Annotated in this window: 14 protein-coding genes; 4 read left to right on the plus strand and 10 right to left on the minus strand. The window is 55.6% G+C overall.

Annotated elements, in window-relative coordinates:
• Positions 1–301 precede the first annotated feature (301 nt).
• Positions 302–565 (plus strand): hypothetical protein, encoded by a 264-nt coding sequence (locus DK391_RS44255; RefSeq protein ID WP_162600774.1) that lies wholly within the window; start codon positions 302–304, stop codon positions 563–565.
• Positions 566–687: 122 nt separating this feature from the next.
• Here the strand turns inward: DK391_RS44255 and DK391_RS10120 are convergent, their stop codons facing one another.
• Positions 688–1,551 (minus strand): fumarylacetoacetate hydrolase family protein, encoded by an 864-nt coding sequence (locus tag DK391_RS10120; RefSeq protein WP_109477871.1) that lies wholly within the window; start codon positions 1,549–1,551, stop codon positions 688–690.
• A gap of 46 nt (positions 1,552–1,597) precedes the next feature.
• Positions 1,598–1,987: a tautomerase family protein gene (locus tag DK391_RS10125; RefSeq protein ID WP_109477872.1), complete on the minus strand. Its 390-nt coding sequence runs from the start codon at positions 1,985–1,987 to the stop codon at positions 1,598–1,600.
• Between the two features lie 119 nt (positions 1,988–2,106).
• Here DK391_RS10125 and DK391_RS10130 point away from each other — a divergent pair, with 119 nt between their 5' ends.
• Complete coding sequence (locus DK391_RS10130; RefSeq protein WP_109477873.1) at positions 2,107–2,997, plus strand: LysR family transcriptional regulator; 891 nt, start codon at positions 2,107–2,109, stop codon at positions 2,995–2,997.
• A gap of 66 nt (positions 2,998–3,063) precedes the next feature.
• Here DK391_RS10130 and DK391_RS10135 read toward each other — a convergent pair whose 3' ends face one another.
• The 8 genes from DK391_RS10135 to DK391_RS10170 form a co-directional block, all read right to left on the minus strand.
• Positions 3,064–4,008 (minus strand): DctP family TRAP transporter solute-binding subunit, encoded by a 945-nt coding sequence (locus DK391_RS10135; RefSeq protein WP_109477874.1) that lies wholly within the window; start codon positions 4,006–4,008, stop codon positions 3,064–3,066.
• A 99-nt stretch (positions 4,009–4,107) separates the two neighbouring features.
• Entirely contained in the window at positions 4,108–4,743 is a 636-nt protein-coding gene (locus DK391_RS10140; RefSeq protein WP_109477875.1) for a response regulator, read from the minus strand.
• Positions 4,744–4,761: 18 nt separating this feature from the next.
• Entirely contained in the window at positions 4,762–6,834 is a 2,073-nt protein-coding gene (locus tag DK391_RS10145) for an ATP-binding protein (protein ID WP_109477876.1), read from the minus strand.
• A 34-nt stretch (positions 6,835–6,868) separates the two neighbouring features.
• Positions 6,869–8,203, minus strand: a complete 1,335-nt coding sequence (locus tag DK391_RS10150; protein ID WP_109477877.1) for a dicarboxylate/amino acid:cation symporter — start codon at positions 8,201–8,203, stop codon at positions 6,869–6,871.
• Between the two features lie 204 nt (positions 8,204–8,407).
• On the minus strand, positions 8,408–8,803 hold the full coding sequence (locus DK391_RS10155) for a tautomerase family protein (RefSeq protein WP_109477878.1): 396 nt from the start codon (positions 8,801–8,803) through the stop codon (positions 8,408–8,410).
• Positions 8,804–9,026: 223 nt separating this feature from the next.
• Positions 9,027–10,028 carry an XdhC family protein gene (locus DK391_RS10160; protein WP_109477908.1) on the minus strand — a complete coding sequence of 334 codons (1,002 nt, stop codon included), beginning with the start codon at positions 10,026–10,028 and terminating at the stop codon, positions 9,027–9,029.
• A 166-nt stretch (positions 10,029–10,194) separates the two neighbouring features.
• Positions 10,195–11,070: a type 1 glutamine amidotransferase domain-containing protein gene (locus DK391_RS10165; protein ID WP_109477879.1), complete on the minus strand. Its 876-nt coding sequence runs from the start codon at positions 11,068–11,070 to the stop codon at positions 10,195–10,197.
• A gap of 121 nt (positions 11,071–11,191) precedes the next feature.
• Complete coding sequence (locus DK391_RS10170) at positions 11,192–11,902, minus strand: SDR family NAD(P)-dependent oxidoreductase (protein ID WP_162600775.1); 711 nt, start codon at positions 11,900–11,902, stop codon at positions 11,192–11,194.
• A 126-nt stretch (positions 11,903–12,028) separates the two neighbouring features.
• Between DK391_RS10170 and DK391_RS10175 the strand changes: the two genes are divergently transcribed.
• On the plus strand, positions 12,029–12,976 hold the full coding sequence (locus DK391_RS10175; protein ID WP_109477881.1) for a GlxA family transcriptional regulator: 948 nt from the start codon (positions 12,029–12,031) through the stop codon (positions 12,974–12,976).
• Between the two features lie 183 nt (positions 12,977–13,159).
• Positions 13,160–13,884: SDR family oxidoreductase (locus DK391_RS10180; protein ID WP_109477909.1), on the plus strand; the 725-nt coding region annotated here is incomplete at its 3' end.

A 13,884-nucleotide genomic window follows, 5' to 3' on the forward strand; every position in this document is an offset into this window, starting at 1 on the left:
GATAAACATCACGGCGGGCAAAATGGGTAGCTGGATCAGCATCGCGACTATGAGCCGCAGACAGGGATTCTGATCGGTTAGCAACTCGGAGGATAAGGATGTTCCCCGGTTTAACAGCGCGTGCGGATATCGGCTCATCGCCTCTGCAAATACGCCCTCGCGCCGCATGGCATGCAGTCATGCGCTAGCAACGTTAACGCTTCCGCATTTTGCGTCGGCTCAGGACGTAGACGACGCAGGCGGTTAGATCATCCGTTACCCTGCCGTAAGAGGTGACCCGGATGACCCGAAGGAGATAAAAGTGCAAGAGCCTGTACGAGATGTCTACCGTAGTTTCGAGATTCTTCTCGTCCTGAGACATATTGAATTCGGGAGTATCGAAACCACACTGTTCATCAATCCGACGGCATCCACGGCTCCCGCTTTGGCGCAAGCAGCGAAGCAACTCGGAGGCTCTGTTCTTCATAGCCCCGATGCCGCAACACCAATCACGGATCAGATCGAGGCGGCGCATAGAGTTGTCGATGAACTGATTGCGCGGCACGAACAGGCGGGATCTCGCTAGCGGAGCAAGGCAGTCTGGCCGTCACCAGGCAGAGACAATGGCCGCGTTGAGAAATTCGTATGATATGACACGCGCGAGCCCCCGCCGCAACTAACGACGGAGGTTGCCTTGCACATGTAGCCTCAGACGAAGTGGTTTTTCAACCGTCCAATGCCTTCCACTTCAATTTCGACGATATCGCCGGATTTAAGAAATCTAGGCGGTGTGAGCCCAATACCGACCCCGGCCGGCGTACCCGTCGAAATGATGTCGCCCGGTTCGAGGGTACATCCTGCAGAGATAGCTTCGATCAGCGTTGGGACATCAAAAATCAGGTCCCGCGTGTGAGCGTCTTGACGCAGTTCACCGTTGACCCACGTGCGAATGGCTATGTCGTTGTGTTGCAATTCATCGGAGGTCACGATGAACGGGCCCATCGGGCAAAACGTGTCGAGTGATTTTCCAAGAAACCACTGACGGTGATTCTTCTGCCGGTCACGAGCAGTCACATCGTTGATGATCGTGTAACCCCAGATGTAACTATCGGCATCCGCCCGTTTTATATCGCGACCGCGGCGTCCGATGACGATGGCCACTTCGCCCTCGTAGTCGACGGCATTCGTTACCTGAGGATGCGTGAGCACGGCATCGTTGGGTCCGACAACCGAGGTTGCGGGCTTCGTGAAGACAGCAGGATAGTCGTCAACTTCACTGCCTTTTACGGCTCCCGCTTCATAGCCGCTCTTGGAGAACTCGTACGCGTGCTCACGATAGTTTTTACCGACACAAAAGATGTTCTTGCGCGGATGAGGGATAGGCGCGAGCAGGCGCACTTCATCAAGGAGTAGCGTCGCCGGATGCCCGGTGTCGATCTGTGCAGCAAGCTGCTCATATCGCTCTATCAGATCGAGCATGCTGTCTGCCGGCAAGGGTGAAATCCGTACGCCATCGGCGCTCACCCTGCCAACGAGCTGCTTCCCCTGATGTTCAAACGTTGCGAATTTCATGGGGTTGTATCGTCAAGTATGTGAAATCAGTTCGAAAGAACGCGTATCACTTCGGCGCGTACTGCATCTCACCGTTACCGAACGACCAATCCTCGCGCGCTACGTCGATGAGGTTGATGAACACATCCTCCTTGCGAATCCCTGCCTTCTCATGAATGCCGTCCGCGATGGTCTTATAGAAAGCCTTCTTCGTATCAGTCGTTCTTCCCGCGTTCCACACCACCTGAATGAAGACGATTTGCGGGGTGTAGCTGATCCCAAGGTATCCCTCTTCGGGATAAACAAGCTCCTCCGATGCGTGACGGGTAATGATCTGAAACTTGTCGTGTTGCGGCACGTTCGCGACATTGATCATCGCTTCATAGACGACGTCGCTGACAGTGCGCGCGACGTCTTTCGAAGCTGTCTGGGAGATGTTGATTCGAACCAATGGCATGATGAAATTTCCTTTGAATGGACTTCGGTTAGCCGACAACACCGGCAGTTCAAATAGGTTATAGTCTCGCGAAATGCGCGACAAGCGCATAATTCTCATCATCTTTATGAAAGAGGCGCATGTTGCTGCAAGATATCGAGGCATTTGTTGCTGTCGCCGACCTGCGGTCCCTCACCAAGGCCGCAGACAAACTGTCGCTGACACAGTCTGCGATCTCCCGCCGCTTGCAGCAGCTTGAAAGTACGCTAGGCGTGGAGCTTTTAGACCGCACGGTCAAACCTCATGGTCTGACTGCTGTAGGACGGCGCGTCTACGAACAAGGGGTGCGGTTGCTCCGGGACCGCGACGGTCTGGTGGCAGTGACGAGGGAAAGTGCGGAGCCGACGGGCACAATCCGTCTTGGCTTGACGCATGCGTTGGCTGACATCGCCATGTTCAATGCGGTTGTGCAGCTAAAAGCAAGCTTTCCTGCTTTGGATATAGAACTTCAAACTGGCTGGAGCCCTGGATTGCTGGAAATGGTCGATTCCGGACGGCTCGACGCTGCAGCGCTGCTCGTGGTTGCCGGCAGAGAATTGCCAAACGACATAGAAGAGCGTGTTATCAAACGGGTAGAGGTCGTGGTTGTGCAGAGCAGGCCGCACCCGTTGGTCGATTCGAAGTCTGAGATTGACGCGCTGGCAAAGCAAAAGTGGATTCTCAACCCACTCGGATGCGGTTATCGTGCCGCCGTTGAACGAGCGATGGAAGGCAAGGGGCGGCAACTGAAAATCAGCATCAATACGCACGGTACCGAGATGCAACTTCGACTCGTTGCAGCAGGGATGGGGCTTGGTTTGGTCCCACGTAGCATCATCAAGGAGAGTCCCCTGCGAGACCAATTAATGATCGTTGACGTCGCCGATTTCTCGCTACATCTTGACGCGATCATCGTACGAACCTCACAGCCCGGTAACTTGCGACGGGCAACCGACGTATTTGAGAACTCTCTTCTGGAACGCCTCGCATAGATCAAGCGCTGCATTGACAGACGCGTCGCCACACCGGTAAGTCGACAAGCGGCGAGCCTGATCGACCTACGAGCGGCGATGTACCTTTTCCAGAAGTGCCAGCGATAGAGGATCTGTTATCTGCTGATAAACCGGCGCAAGCGTCCTTTTCCAATCGTTTCGCTGTCGTTCAGATAGCTCGACGATCGTAGTCATCCTCGTCCCCGCAATCACCTCCAGTGCCTGCTCGTTTTCTATTCTTGCAATGCTCGTAGCGTAACGGGTCGCAGCATCGATGCAATCGTCAAGCAGCGACCGGACATGACGCGGCAGTTGGGCCCAGAACTCGCTGTTTACCAACATCAGATTTCCCAGATACCCGTGCCGGGACACAGTCATATACGGCTGGACGGGCGCAAGGTTCTGCGTCAGGAAGTTCGACGGTGGGTTTTCGCATCCATCGACGAGCCTGTTTGCGAGCGCATCGCGCAGGTCCGCCAGTGCGATATCTTCTGTACGTGCGCCGAGCAAACGCATCTGTAGATCGATAATTTTTGACGGCTGGATACGCATACGCAACTGATCGAAGTCTTTCACCTCAGCCAGCGGTCGCGTAGCGCTCATATTCTTGAAGCCGTTATCCCAGAACGCCTTCCCTGCCAGTCCCGCATGGTCGAGCTGCTTGAGCATCTTTCGACCGATCGGCCCGTCTGTGATCTCGTGCAGACTGTCGTAGTCGGAGAACAGAAAGGGCAAATCGAAAACCGCAAAACCATTAAGCCCAATCGACGCGAGCTTTGACAGCGACGGAGCAATAATGTCGACCGTTCCGAGTTGCAGTGCTTCGAGTTCCTCCCCATCCTTGTACAACATACTGTTCGGGAAGACATCGACTCTCACTTCTCCACCGCTCGCACGCGCGACTTCCTCACTGAAGTACTGTGCTGCTTTTCCCTTGGGCGTATGCGCGGCGGCAACATGGCTAAAGCGCAGAACGATGGGAGCCTCTCGATCTCGCGCCTGGCGGCTCATCAATGTCGCGCCTGCGCCGACGGCCGCTGCCGCACTAACCAACCCCAACAATTTCCGTCGGTTAGCATTCACGATTCAATGAAATCCAGGCAGAGGGGATCATTTCTTCAGGAGAGGAACGAGTTCCACGGCACTCTTGATGTTCAGCTTATAAAACAGCTTCGCCCGATGAACTTCGACCGTACGCACGCTGATGAATAACTCTTCCGCAATGATCTTGTTCGTCTTTCCCGCGACGATCCGTTCGGCGATTTCCAGCTCGCGCACTGTAAGCGCTTCCCCATTTGCCTGCAGCCGCTCTCGTTCCTCAGAAGCAAAAACCGTTTCTGCATGCTTCATACCCGCGACGACCTTGTCCACGAGCCGATTGTCGGAGAACGGCTTCTCGAGAAAGTCATATGCACCCGCTTTGATAGCCTCCACAGCCATCGAAATCTCGCCGTGAGCAGTCAGGAAGATGACCAGGTTGTGTGCAGGCAACCCGAGCTTCTTCAACTGCTCGAAGAGTTCGAAACCGGACATCCCAGGCATCCGCACATCAAGCAGGAATACCGCGGGACTTTCCTTCATACCGTCTGATCGCCACGATGCCAGAAACTGTCGGGGATCGGCAAAACCTGTGGAGGCAACGTTGCGAGACCTGAATAGCGCACCTAGCGAGTCGCGAATGAACTCATCGTCGTCCACCAGATAGAGCCGTGCTCCTTTCTGCTCGCTTTTTTCACGCGTTGTCATTGATGTCTCTCACTACACTTATGCGCTTCGAAGTCGGAACTGGAACGAGGCACCGCCAGTCGGAGATTTCCCATACACCAGCCGCGAATCAAGCAATTCCAGGGCCGTCCTGCAAACTGAAAGGCCCAAACCCATGCCGTCTGCCTTCGTAGTAGTAAACGAACTGGAGAGAATTGCATTTGCCTCCTCGCCGAGACCCGGTCCCGAATCCCGAACCTCGATAACGACGTATTGCATGTCGTCCTCAGGACGCCACATCGCAACGATCACTCTCTGATCCGCAGATGGCCAGGTAGCCATTGCCTCAAATGCATTCTTTGTCAGATTCAGCAGCACCTGCTCAAGCAACACTCTGTCGCCGATCACAGAAGGACAGGCGGCATCCAGATCCAGCTCGATAACGGAGTCCGGGCGCGGTGCCTGCAGGCGTACCAGCGGCAGCAGTTCTGTGATCAGTTGCGTCATATCCACCGGGCCAGGAACGGGTCCAGACTTGTGCACGAACTGCCTGATCCGTCGAATGACCAGGCCCGCTCGCTCCGCCTGATATCTCGCCTTTTCTAGCATCTGATACGCTTCCGAATGCTCTGCGTCGTGCCCGGCAGCTTCAAGAAGGTTTTTTCCCGCGCTGAGATAGCTGTTGATAGCGGTCAACGGCTGGTTCATTTCGTGAGCGAGGGTTGAAGTCATCTCGCCCATGGTAATGAGCCTAGACAGACGATTAACGCGCTCGTTCTGCGCGCTGAGCAACGACGCATTGCGTTTTTGCTCGGTCACATCGAGAACGGACGCCATATATCCTGATACAGCACCCGTACCGTCAAGCATCGGCGCCTCGAAAATCGCGACATCGATTGACGTTCCATCCGATCGGGTCAAACGGGCCTCCAACGCTTTTTGTATCGCGCTGCCCTCAGCCCTGACTGAACACCCGGTCGCACCGTCACGTGAACTCTCTACGAGAGTACCAATGAGTTCCCCCGTACTGCGTCCAACCATGGTGCAGTACGCCTGATTGACGTACGTAATGATGCCCGCTGTGTCAGTCGCCCGCATACCCGTAATCGTCGAGGCTTCCATCGCCTCCCTGAACGCCTGTTGGGAACGCAGGCGCTTTTCTGCAGCCGTCCGCCAGGCGAGATCTCGCCACAACGCATAGACGGTCCATGCCAACAGGATGGACATGCCAACGACCGAAAGCGTCAAGACGTTCGGAATCAGCGATGGCGGCCCGAGCGTACTATCGGCATCAAGGTAGAGCGTCTCATCTGCGAAAGGCGCCGCCAGACGATGGGTATAGACGCCCTTTCCGACCACGTGATGGTCGCGGGTCGCGAGGACATTACCTTCAAAGTCCTCAAGCGTGAGTTGCGTCTGATGCGCAAACCACCACGGAATTGTTGAAGCAAGTAATTGATCTAGCGAAATCGACGCGACAATCACCTGACGCGTGCTATCGAGATACGTGGTCACGGCGAGAAGCATATGGACACCATGCTTGCGATCTTGCAATAGCGAAATAGCAGGCCCTCGCATCGTCTCTGCTTTACGCGCCACTGACCAAAGTTCGTCGTCGTTCGTTGTAAGCGCGTCTCCCGCTGCGCTCGCGCCTTCGCTCATGATGACATGCAGCTTGTCATTGTCACCGTGATCCTGCCACAGCGAAATCCGTCCAATCTCGGGACTTCGCTGCATGATTGCCGCTGCTCTGACGTGAAAATACTTCTCGCTCTGCGATGACAATGCAAAGTCACGTTCTAGAGACTGCATCGCCTCAACAACCCGCTGTAACTCAAACACAACCGCCTGCTCGGCCCAGAGGGTATCTGATACGAGCTGTCGCTCCTGACGTGCGTGTTCGAGATTCTGCGACGCAAGCAGAAGCGCGCCCGTGACGACGACGATGAAGCAGATGACGCCAAGCGGTATCACCAACCGCAATGGACCACTCGTAAATGATCGGAGACGCAAGAAATACTCACTTCTAGCAAGAATTTCAAACAGAGACCGCGCCCCATTCACGCCAAACAGAAGACGATGCCAGCGTTCACGCTGACATCGTCCGGTGGGTGTATTTTTCTTTGCCCACATTTCTGGTGGCGTGAGTAGCCTCACGCGGATCGGTCTATATTGCTTCTGTTTCGCGAGCCGTCGACGCGGTCGCTACCACGTCCTTACGCGATTCAAACATCGGCTTATCCGCACTGCGACCCGATAGCTCTCGAGCCATGGCATCCCTGTCCAGTTCGCCTTCCCACGCCGAGACAACGACGGCAGCAACCGCATTGCCGATGATGTTCACAAGCGAACGGCACTCCGCCATGAAGCGATCGATACCGAGAATCAGCACCATCGCTGCGACGGGCACAGTGGGCACGACCGACAGACTGGCTGCCAGCGCCACAAAGCCTGCGCCAACAACGGCACTCGATCCCTTTGATGTCAGCATGGTGACGGCGAACAACGTCAATTCCTGCGTCAGCGTAAGGTGAATGTTCGTCGCCTGCGCCAGGAACATCACTGCCAGCGTCATGTAGATGTTCGCGCCATCAAGATTGAACGAGTAACCCGTTGGCACAACCAGGCCGACCACCGCCTTCGAGCAACCCAGACGCTCGAGCTTCTGCATCAACTGCGGCAACGCGGCTTCTGACGTGCTCGTCCCAAGAACGATGAACAACTCTTCCTTCAGGTATGCGAGAAAGCGAAAGACATTGAATCCCGCGAATTTCGCAATCGAACCAAGCACCACGGCAACGAACGCGAACGCGGTCAGATAAAAAACGCCGATCAGTTTCAGGAGAGGAACGAGCGATCCGATTCCATACTTCCCCACTGTGAACGCGATCGCACCGAATGCGCCGATAGGAGCGACTTTGGTAATGATCTTGACGAGCGAAAAGAAGACGCTCGACAGCTTTTCGATCGCTACGGTAATGCTTTGGGCTCGCTCGCCTGCGGCAGAGAGCGCGATTCCGAACATAACGGAGACGAAAAGAATGGGTAACGTCTCGCCCTTCGCGAAGGCATCAAAGAACGAGCCGGGAATAATTGCGAGCAGAAAACCCGCTACGCCATCCAGGTGTTCTGCCTGATTAACAAAGCCGGAAATCGCGTGCTGATCCAGCGATGAAATGGAGACGTTAAAACCATCACCAGGGTGAAGAAAGTGGCCCGAGATAAGGCCGATGGCCAATGCCAACGACGAAACAATCTCAAAGTAGATTAAAGCTTTACCGCCAACCCGGCCTACTTTCTTCAGGTCACCCATGCTTGTAATGCCGGTGACCACTGTACAGAAGATAATTGGGCCGATCACCATACGGATGAGCTTGATGAATGCGTCACCAAGCGGCTTCATCGACATGGCATACGATGGATACAGATGGCCGAGTACGATGCCAACGACAATCGCAAACAGAACCTGAAGATACAGGACTTTGTAGAAAGGTTGCTTCATGGTGTCATCCTCACATACCCTGACTCATACGGCGTCGATGGGATCCAGCCGGCGGGTACTCACAGCACGCTCAATTCGCTGGCCGACTGGTTGCGTTATATTGTTTTTTTGGTTTTAAAACCGATCTGCGCGCAAACAGAACCCGGCTCGTAGTCCCAGCCGGACCCGCAATTCAATACAAAGAAAAAGCTGGCTTCGAGGCTCTTATTCGCTGCGCTCGTCTGCGATCCAGTCTTTGTTGAAGCCACCCAGAATCGGGTGATACATTTCGTCGCCCGTGTGCTGCGTGAATTCGATGTTCAGCCGATTGGTCTTCAGACCGAGCAATTCAACGCATGCTTCGATCAATTGTCGCGCGAGCTCTGCGCGTTGTTCGAGCGGACGGCCACGACGGATGTCCAGCATCATGATTGCTGCTTCGTCGGGTTCGCCATCGGTGCAGCGCCACACCCCGCCTTTACCCACTTCACGGATAGCCACGGTGATGATGTTCGTGTTGACCTTCATCACGTCCGCGTAAATATCGCCGATTCGTTTGGCGGCGGCTTTCTTCTGGTCCGAGGTGTATTCGTAGGGTACGTCGAGTTGCAGATAGGGCATGATTTCCTCAACTTTCGAGATGGAGCGACACAGCAGCGCGTCGTCCCGGTTTAAACAAAGTATGCGATTGCGGGTGTACCGTAACAATACGTAGTTCCCACATTCAGCTAGCCGGTCTGTAATACTCCACGGACCGATTAACCCCCTAAAAAACAGGTATTCCAACGGGGCGACGACTGATGTCATTCACGAAAGGCTTCTCGTCGTAAGGTCGCGCTCGCGATTATCCTATCTGCTCACGGCGGCGCTTACCACCCTCCACAGTCGCACTCTCCGCCGGCTCGACGCCATTCTTGTAGGCCGTCACTTCGGCCAGAATCGACACGGCGATCTCCGGAGGAGTTTTACTGCCAATGTAGAGGCCAGCCGGACCGCGAAAGCGCGCCAACTCTTCTTCTGTAACGTCAAACAGTTTGAGCCGATCACGCCGCGCCGCATTGTTGCGCCTCGACCCAAGTGCACCCACGTAGAAGGCCGGCGTCTTCAACGCTTCCATCAAGGCGAGGTCGTCCAGCTTGGGATCGTGTGTGAGGGCGACCACGGCACAACGCTCGTCAAGCTGCATGTCAATCACCGTGTCATCAGGCATGGAGTGCACAACACGCACACCGGGCAAACTCCAACCAGCCGTATATTCGGTTCTTGGGTCGCATACCGTAATCTGATAATCAAGGCCCAATGCGAGCATGCAAAGGTAACGCGATAAATCCCCCGCGCCGATCACCAGCATCCGGTAACGTGGGCCGAGCACGGCCTTCAATGTCGTCCCGTCGTACGAGAGTCCATCAGTCTGTGTCGCTGCTGACATGTGCACAGCACCCGTGGACATGTCCAACGTGCGACTTATCAGCTTGCCGCTATCGAGCGCAACGAGCAATTCGCCGAGTTTGCTATTTTCCCGATGCAAAGGTTCGAGGACCAGCCGGATCGTGCCGCCACATGGCAGACCAAACTGCCTCGCTTCCTCCGCTGTGACGCCATAGGTCACAGCTTCCGGATGCTGCAATTCAGAGGTGTGTGTGCGAAAGCGTGCGATCAGATCGTCCTCGATGCAGCCGCCAGACACCGAACCAACGATGCGGCCATCGCCTCGCAATGCGAGCATTGCACCCTCAGGACGTGGGGACGAACCCCATGTGCTTACTACGGTCGCAAGAAGGACTTCGTGCCCCTCATGCATCCACTGCACACTCGTTCTGATCACATCCAGATCGACGCTATCCACTTTCACCTCTCGAATCCGGCAGCTCCGTCAAACGTCCTACAGAGTCAGCGTTCCAGAAAAAAGTCGCACGCTATAACGCATATCGGGAAACTGGCTGGCAAGCCAGTCCCGTTAACTCAGCAGAGCGTTGCTTGTCAGAAAACCAGCAACGCCCGGATTGCTGAACTTACTTCGACGTCTGTGCGTTCAACTTGGCGACCAGCGCTTCACCCAAAGCGTGGTCCGAGAAGGGCTGCTGACCCGTAACCAGTTCACGGTCGACGACAACATTGCTCTTCCACGGCTCGGCGATCTGCACGTCGGCGCCTGCCTTTTGCAGTGCCTCATCCGTGTAGAACTGGACCTGACCGCCCAGCGGCTTGCCTTCGCCTTCGAGCTGCTTTTCTTCTGCGCTTGAGAACACGGTGACCTTGTAACCTGCGTACGGCCAGCCTTGCTTGAGCTTGTCGATCGATGCGCCGTCATCGGCAATCAAAGCCTTGTCAAAAGCGGTCGGATTTTTCATGGTCGACAGCAGCGCAATCGGACCGTGGCAGATGATGCCCGTAGGACGGCCCGTATCGTGGAAGCTAACCAGAATCTTGCCCAGGTTCTTGTCCTTCAGCAGATCCTGCATCGGTGCATGACCGCCGGGCATGAAGAGGCCCACGTAGCTCTGCGTGCCTTTGGCAGCGACAGTCGAGAGCTTCATGGGATGCTTGATGCCCGCGAAGCCGCCGACAAATTTCAGCGCATCTTCGCGCTTTGCATCGTCGTTACCGAAAAACATCTTGTTGTTTGAATTCTCATCCATCGACGGCGTGTCACCCTTCGGGTTGGCGAACACGGGCGTGTAGCCGGCGTCGACGATCTGCTTCAGCGGAATCGCCAGCTCATTCAGGTAGTAACCAGTCTTGTATGTCTTCCCGTCACGGAGATCAAGCGTGTGCGCGCTCGACAGAACCACCAGAACCTTGCCATGCGACTGTGCCGAGGCGATAGTCGGTGCCGCTGCTGCAATACCGAGTGCGAGAACGAGACTGCTGATTTTGAACTTGTTCATAGATGAAAATTACCTACGTTGATTAGTACAACTGTGTAAATAGAAAATTGCAAATTTGATTCTGATCCACGTAACCGATGTGCCAATTATCAAATCTGCCGTCGCGGCGGCAGATAAGACGCTATCGGGATGAAGCCATGGATACAAACTCACCCTGGTCAAGTCCAGCCAAAGCCGTCCTCACCATGTTCTCCGCCGCTCTTGTGTTACTTAATGGTGCCCATGCGTGCTCCAGATCCGCGAGATTCAGGGAACTTCTGTACTTGGATTCAGGCAACACCACCTGAAGCCTGATTCCCTGGTCGCTGAACTCCTGGTGCACCGATTTTGAATACGTCAGCACATAGGCGGCGATGGCCTCACACATCCCACCCTTACATTCCGGTTGGTGTGCCGCCACCGTCGCCACCTGAATAATCGTTCCCTTCCCACGCGATGCGAATACCGGCGCAATCACTGTAGTAAAGCGGGTCAAAGCCCCAAGGTTCACTGCGATGATCGGGCTGATCTGGCTGGTGTCACCGTTCTGTATGGAAGCAGTGGCACCGATTCCGGCGTTGTTGACTAACATCGTGATACTCGAATCGCTACGCAGAAGCGATTCAACGCTTTGCATACCCGCTTGCCTCGCGAGGTCGGCCTGCATCACTTCGAAACTACGCCCTGTCTTGTCTGTGAGGTGACTTGCGAGTTGATTCATCCGTGCACGGTTGCGCGCAACCATAATCACGTCATACCCGCGCTCAGCAAGCTGCTCTGCATAGCACGCACCGACGCCACTTGACGCGCCGGTCACGACTGCAGTTCCCTTACTGACGACTCCCTCAATCAAGGCTCTTCTCCGAAAATGCCTGCTAGTTTCCAAGCGTGAATGAATCTTAGATTTATGCGATCATCCGCTCAATGACGTAGATGCAACGTTTTCTGCCATCGACGTTTTGATCTATCGGAGATTCCCATGCAGAAGGTTGGACTCGTTGTCTTCCCTGACTTTCAATCGCTCGGACTCGCTGTCACGACCGTTTTCGAATACGCCAACATCATGAGCGGCGAACAGATCTACGATCTGTCGCTGGTTTCGGAACTCGGCGGACTCGTCAAATCGTCGCAAGGCTTCTCGGTCGAGACCAGTACGTTTGTCCGACGGAAATTCGACACGTTGATCGTCACTGGCGACAACAAGACTGCCAAGCCCAGTGAAGGACTCAAGGAATATCTGCGCGCGTCGAGCCGGCATTCACGCCGGATCTGCGCTATTTGCACAGGGGCATTTATCCTCGCGGAAGCAGGGTTGCTGGAAGGACGCCGCGCGACGACTCACTGGCAGTTCGCCAAGGCGTTTGAGAAAGCCTATCCGAATGTCCAGATGGAAGAGGATCGCATCTTCATGATCGACGGGCATGTCTGGACGTCGGCTGGCATGAGCGCCGGTGTTGACCTTGCACTCGCGCTCGTGGAGAAGGATCTCGGGCAGCAGATGGCTCGCGACATCGCCCGAAAACTGGTGGTGACTCACCGACGTGCGGGCGGACAGTCACAGTACTCTGCCTTGCTTGAGCTCGATGCGAAAACAGATCGTGTTCAAAGCGCCCTCGCCTATGCGAAGGAAAATCTGACGTCGGAGTTGTCAGTCGAAGAACTTGCGGAAGCCGCGAATCTCAGTCCACGACAGTTCAGCAGAATTTTCCGCGAAGAAACGGGACAATCTCCGGCCAAAGCTATCGAACGCCTCCGCGTCGAAGCCGCGAGAACGATGATGGAAACGGGCCGCCATTCAATCGACCGAATTGCCCGGGAAACAGGCTTTGGCGACCGCGAGCGTATGCGTCGGGCGGTTCTGCGCGCGTTCGGCCAGCCTCCACAGTCGATACAACGAACCGCCTCCGCTTCTTCAGTTCTGGCTTGATACCCTTTCATACGGAGTCGTTTGACGACTCAAGGCTCTGTTAGGGCACGGCGACCGGTCGTCTATTCTGCCTCTCACGCAATGGCCGGAATCGTTGCGTATCTGACATTTGCGCCAGCGCTTGGACCGCGTATCTTTCGTCTCGAAGTCGAAATTTATCGGCCTAACCCATTGGAGCAAATCATGAGCAATTCGAAAGGTACTGCCCTCGTTACTGGCGCGTCGACCGGCATCGGCGCTATCTATGCCGACCGTCTCGCGAAGCGCGGCTACGACCTTATTCTGGTCGCCCGCAATGAAGAACGCCTGAAGGCATTGTCGGCCCGTCTGGCAGCCGAAACGGGCCGCTCGGTGAAGTACCTGGCCGAAGACCTCAACGATAAGGCTGGCGTTCGCCGCGTCGAAGCTGTGCTGCGCGATGACGCAAGCATCACCATGCTCGTCAACAACGCCGGCATCGGTTCGGTCAACTCGATCCTGAAAGGTGACGTCGACACGATGGAACACATGACCGCCCTCAACATCACCGCGCTGACGCGTCTCACTTATGCTGCCGCGCCCGCTTTCGTGGCGCGCGGCACGGGCACGATCGTCAATATCGCGTCGGTGGTCGGCATCGCGGTCGAGATGCTGAACGGCGTGTACAGCGCATCGAAGTCGTATGTGATCAGCTTTGGCCACGCGCTGCAACGCGATCTGGCCGGTAAGGGTGTTCGCGTGCAATCGGTGCTGCCGGGCGCAACGGCTACCGAGTTCTGGGACGTCGCGGGTTATTCGGATCAGAAGACCTCACCGATCACGATGTCGGCCGCAAACCTGGTCGACGCTGCGCTGGCAGGCCTCGACGCTGGCGAAATCGTGACGATTCCGGGTCTGCATGATGCGGAAGACTGGAACCAGTGGGAAGC

It is taken from the genome of Paraburkholderia sp. C35 (assembly GCF_003121405.1).
Taxonomy (GTDB): Bacteria; Pseudomonadota; Gammaproteobacteria; order Burkholderiales; family Burkholderiaceae; genus Paraburkholderia.

Bases quoted from the DNA above. Each gene is read 5' to 3' on its own strand.
- DK391_RS10130 (WP_109477873.1), top strand. From the start codon at position 2,107: ATGTTGCTGCAAGATATCGAGGCATTTGTTGCTGTCGCCGACCTGCGG.
- DK391_RS10120 (WP_109477871.1), bottom strand. From the start codon at position 1,551: ATGAAATTCGCAACGTTTGAACATCAGGGGAAGCAGCTCGTTGGCAGG.
- DK391_RS10125 (WP_109477872.1), bottom strand. From the start codon at position 1,987: ATGCCATTGGTTCGAATCAACATCTCCCAGACAGCTTCGAAAGACGTC.
- DK391_RS10175 (WP_109477881.1), top strand. From the start codon at position 12,029: ATGCAGAAGGTTGGACTCGTTGTCTTCCCTGACTTTCAATCGCTCGGA.
- DK391_RS10150 (WP_109477877.1), bottom strand. From the start codon at position 8,203: ATGAAGCAACCTTTCTACAAAGTCCTGTATCTTCAGGTTCTGTTTGCG.
- DK391_RS10145 (WP_109477876.1), bottom strand. From the start codon at position 6,834: ATGTGGGCAAAGAAAAATACACCCACCGGACGATGTCAGCGTGAACGC.
- DK391_RS10135 (WP_109477874.1), bottom strand. From the start codon at position 4,008: ATGAGCCGCCAGGCGCGAGATCGAGAGGCTCCCATCGTTCTGCGCTTT.
- DK391_RS10155 (WP_109477878.1), bottom strand. From the start codon at position 8,803: ATGCCCTATCTGCAACTCGACGTACCCTACGAATACACCTCGGACCAG.
- DK391_RS10140 (WP_109477875.1), bottom strand. From the start codon at position 4,743: ATGACAACGCGTGAAAAAAGCGAGCAGAAAGGAGCACGGCTCTATCTG.
- DK391_RS10165 (WP_109477879.1), bottom strand. From the start codon at position 11,070: ATGAACAAGTTCAAAATCAGCAGTCTCGTTCTCGCACTCGGTATTGCA.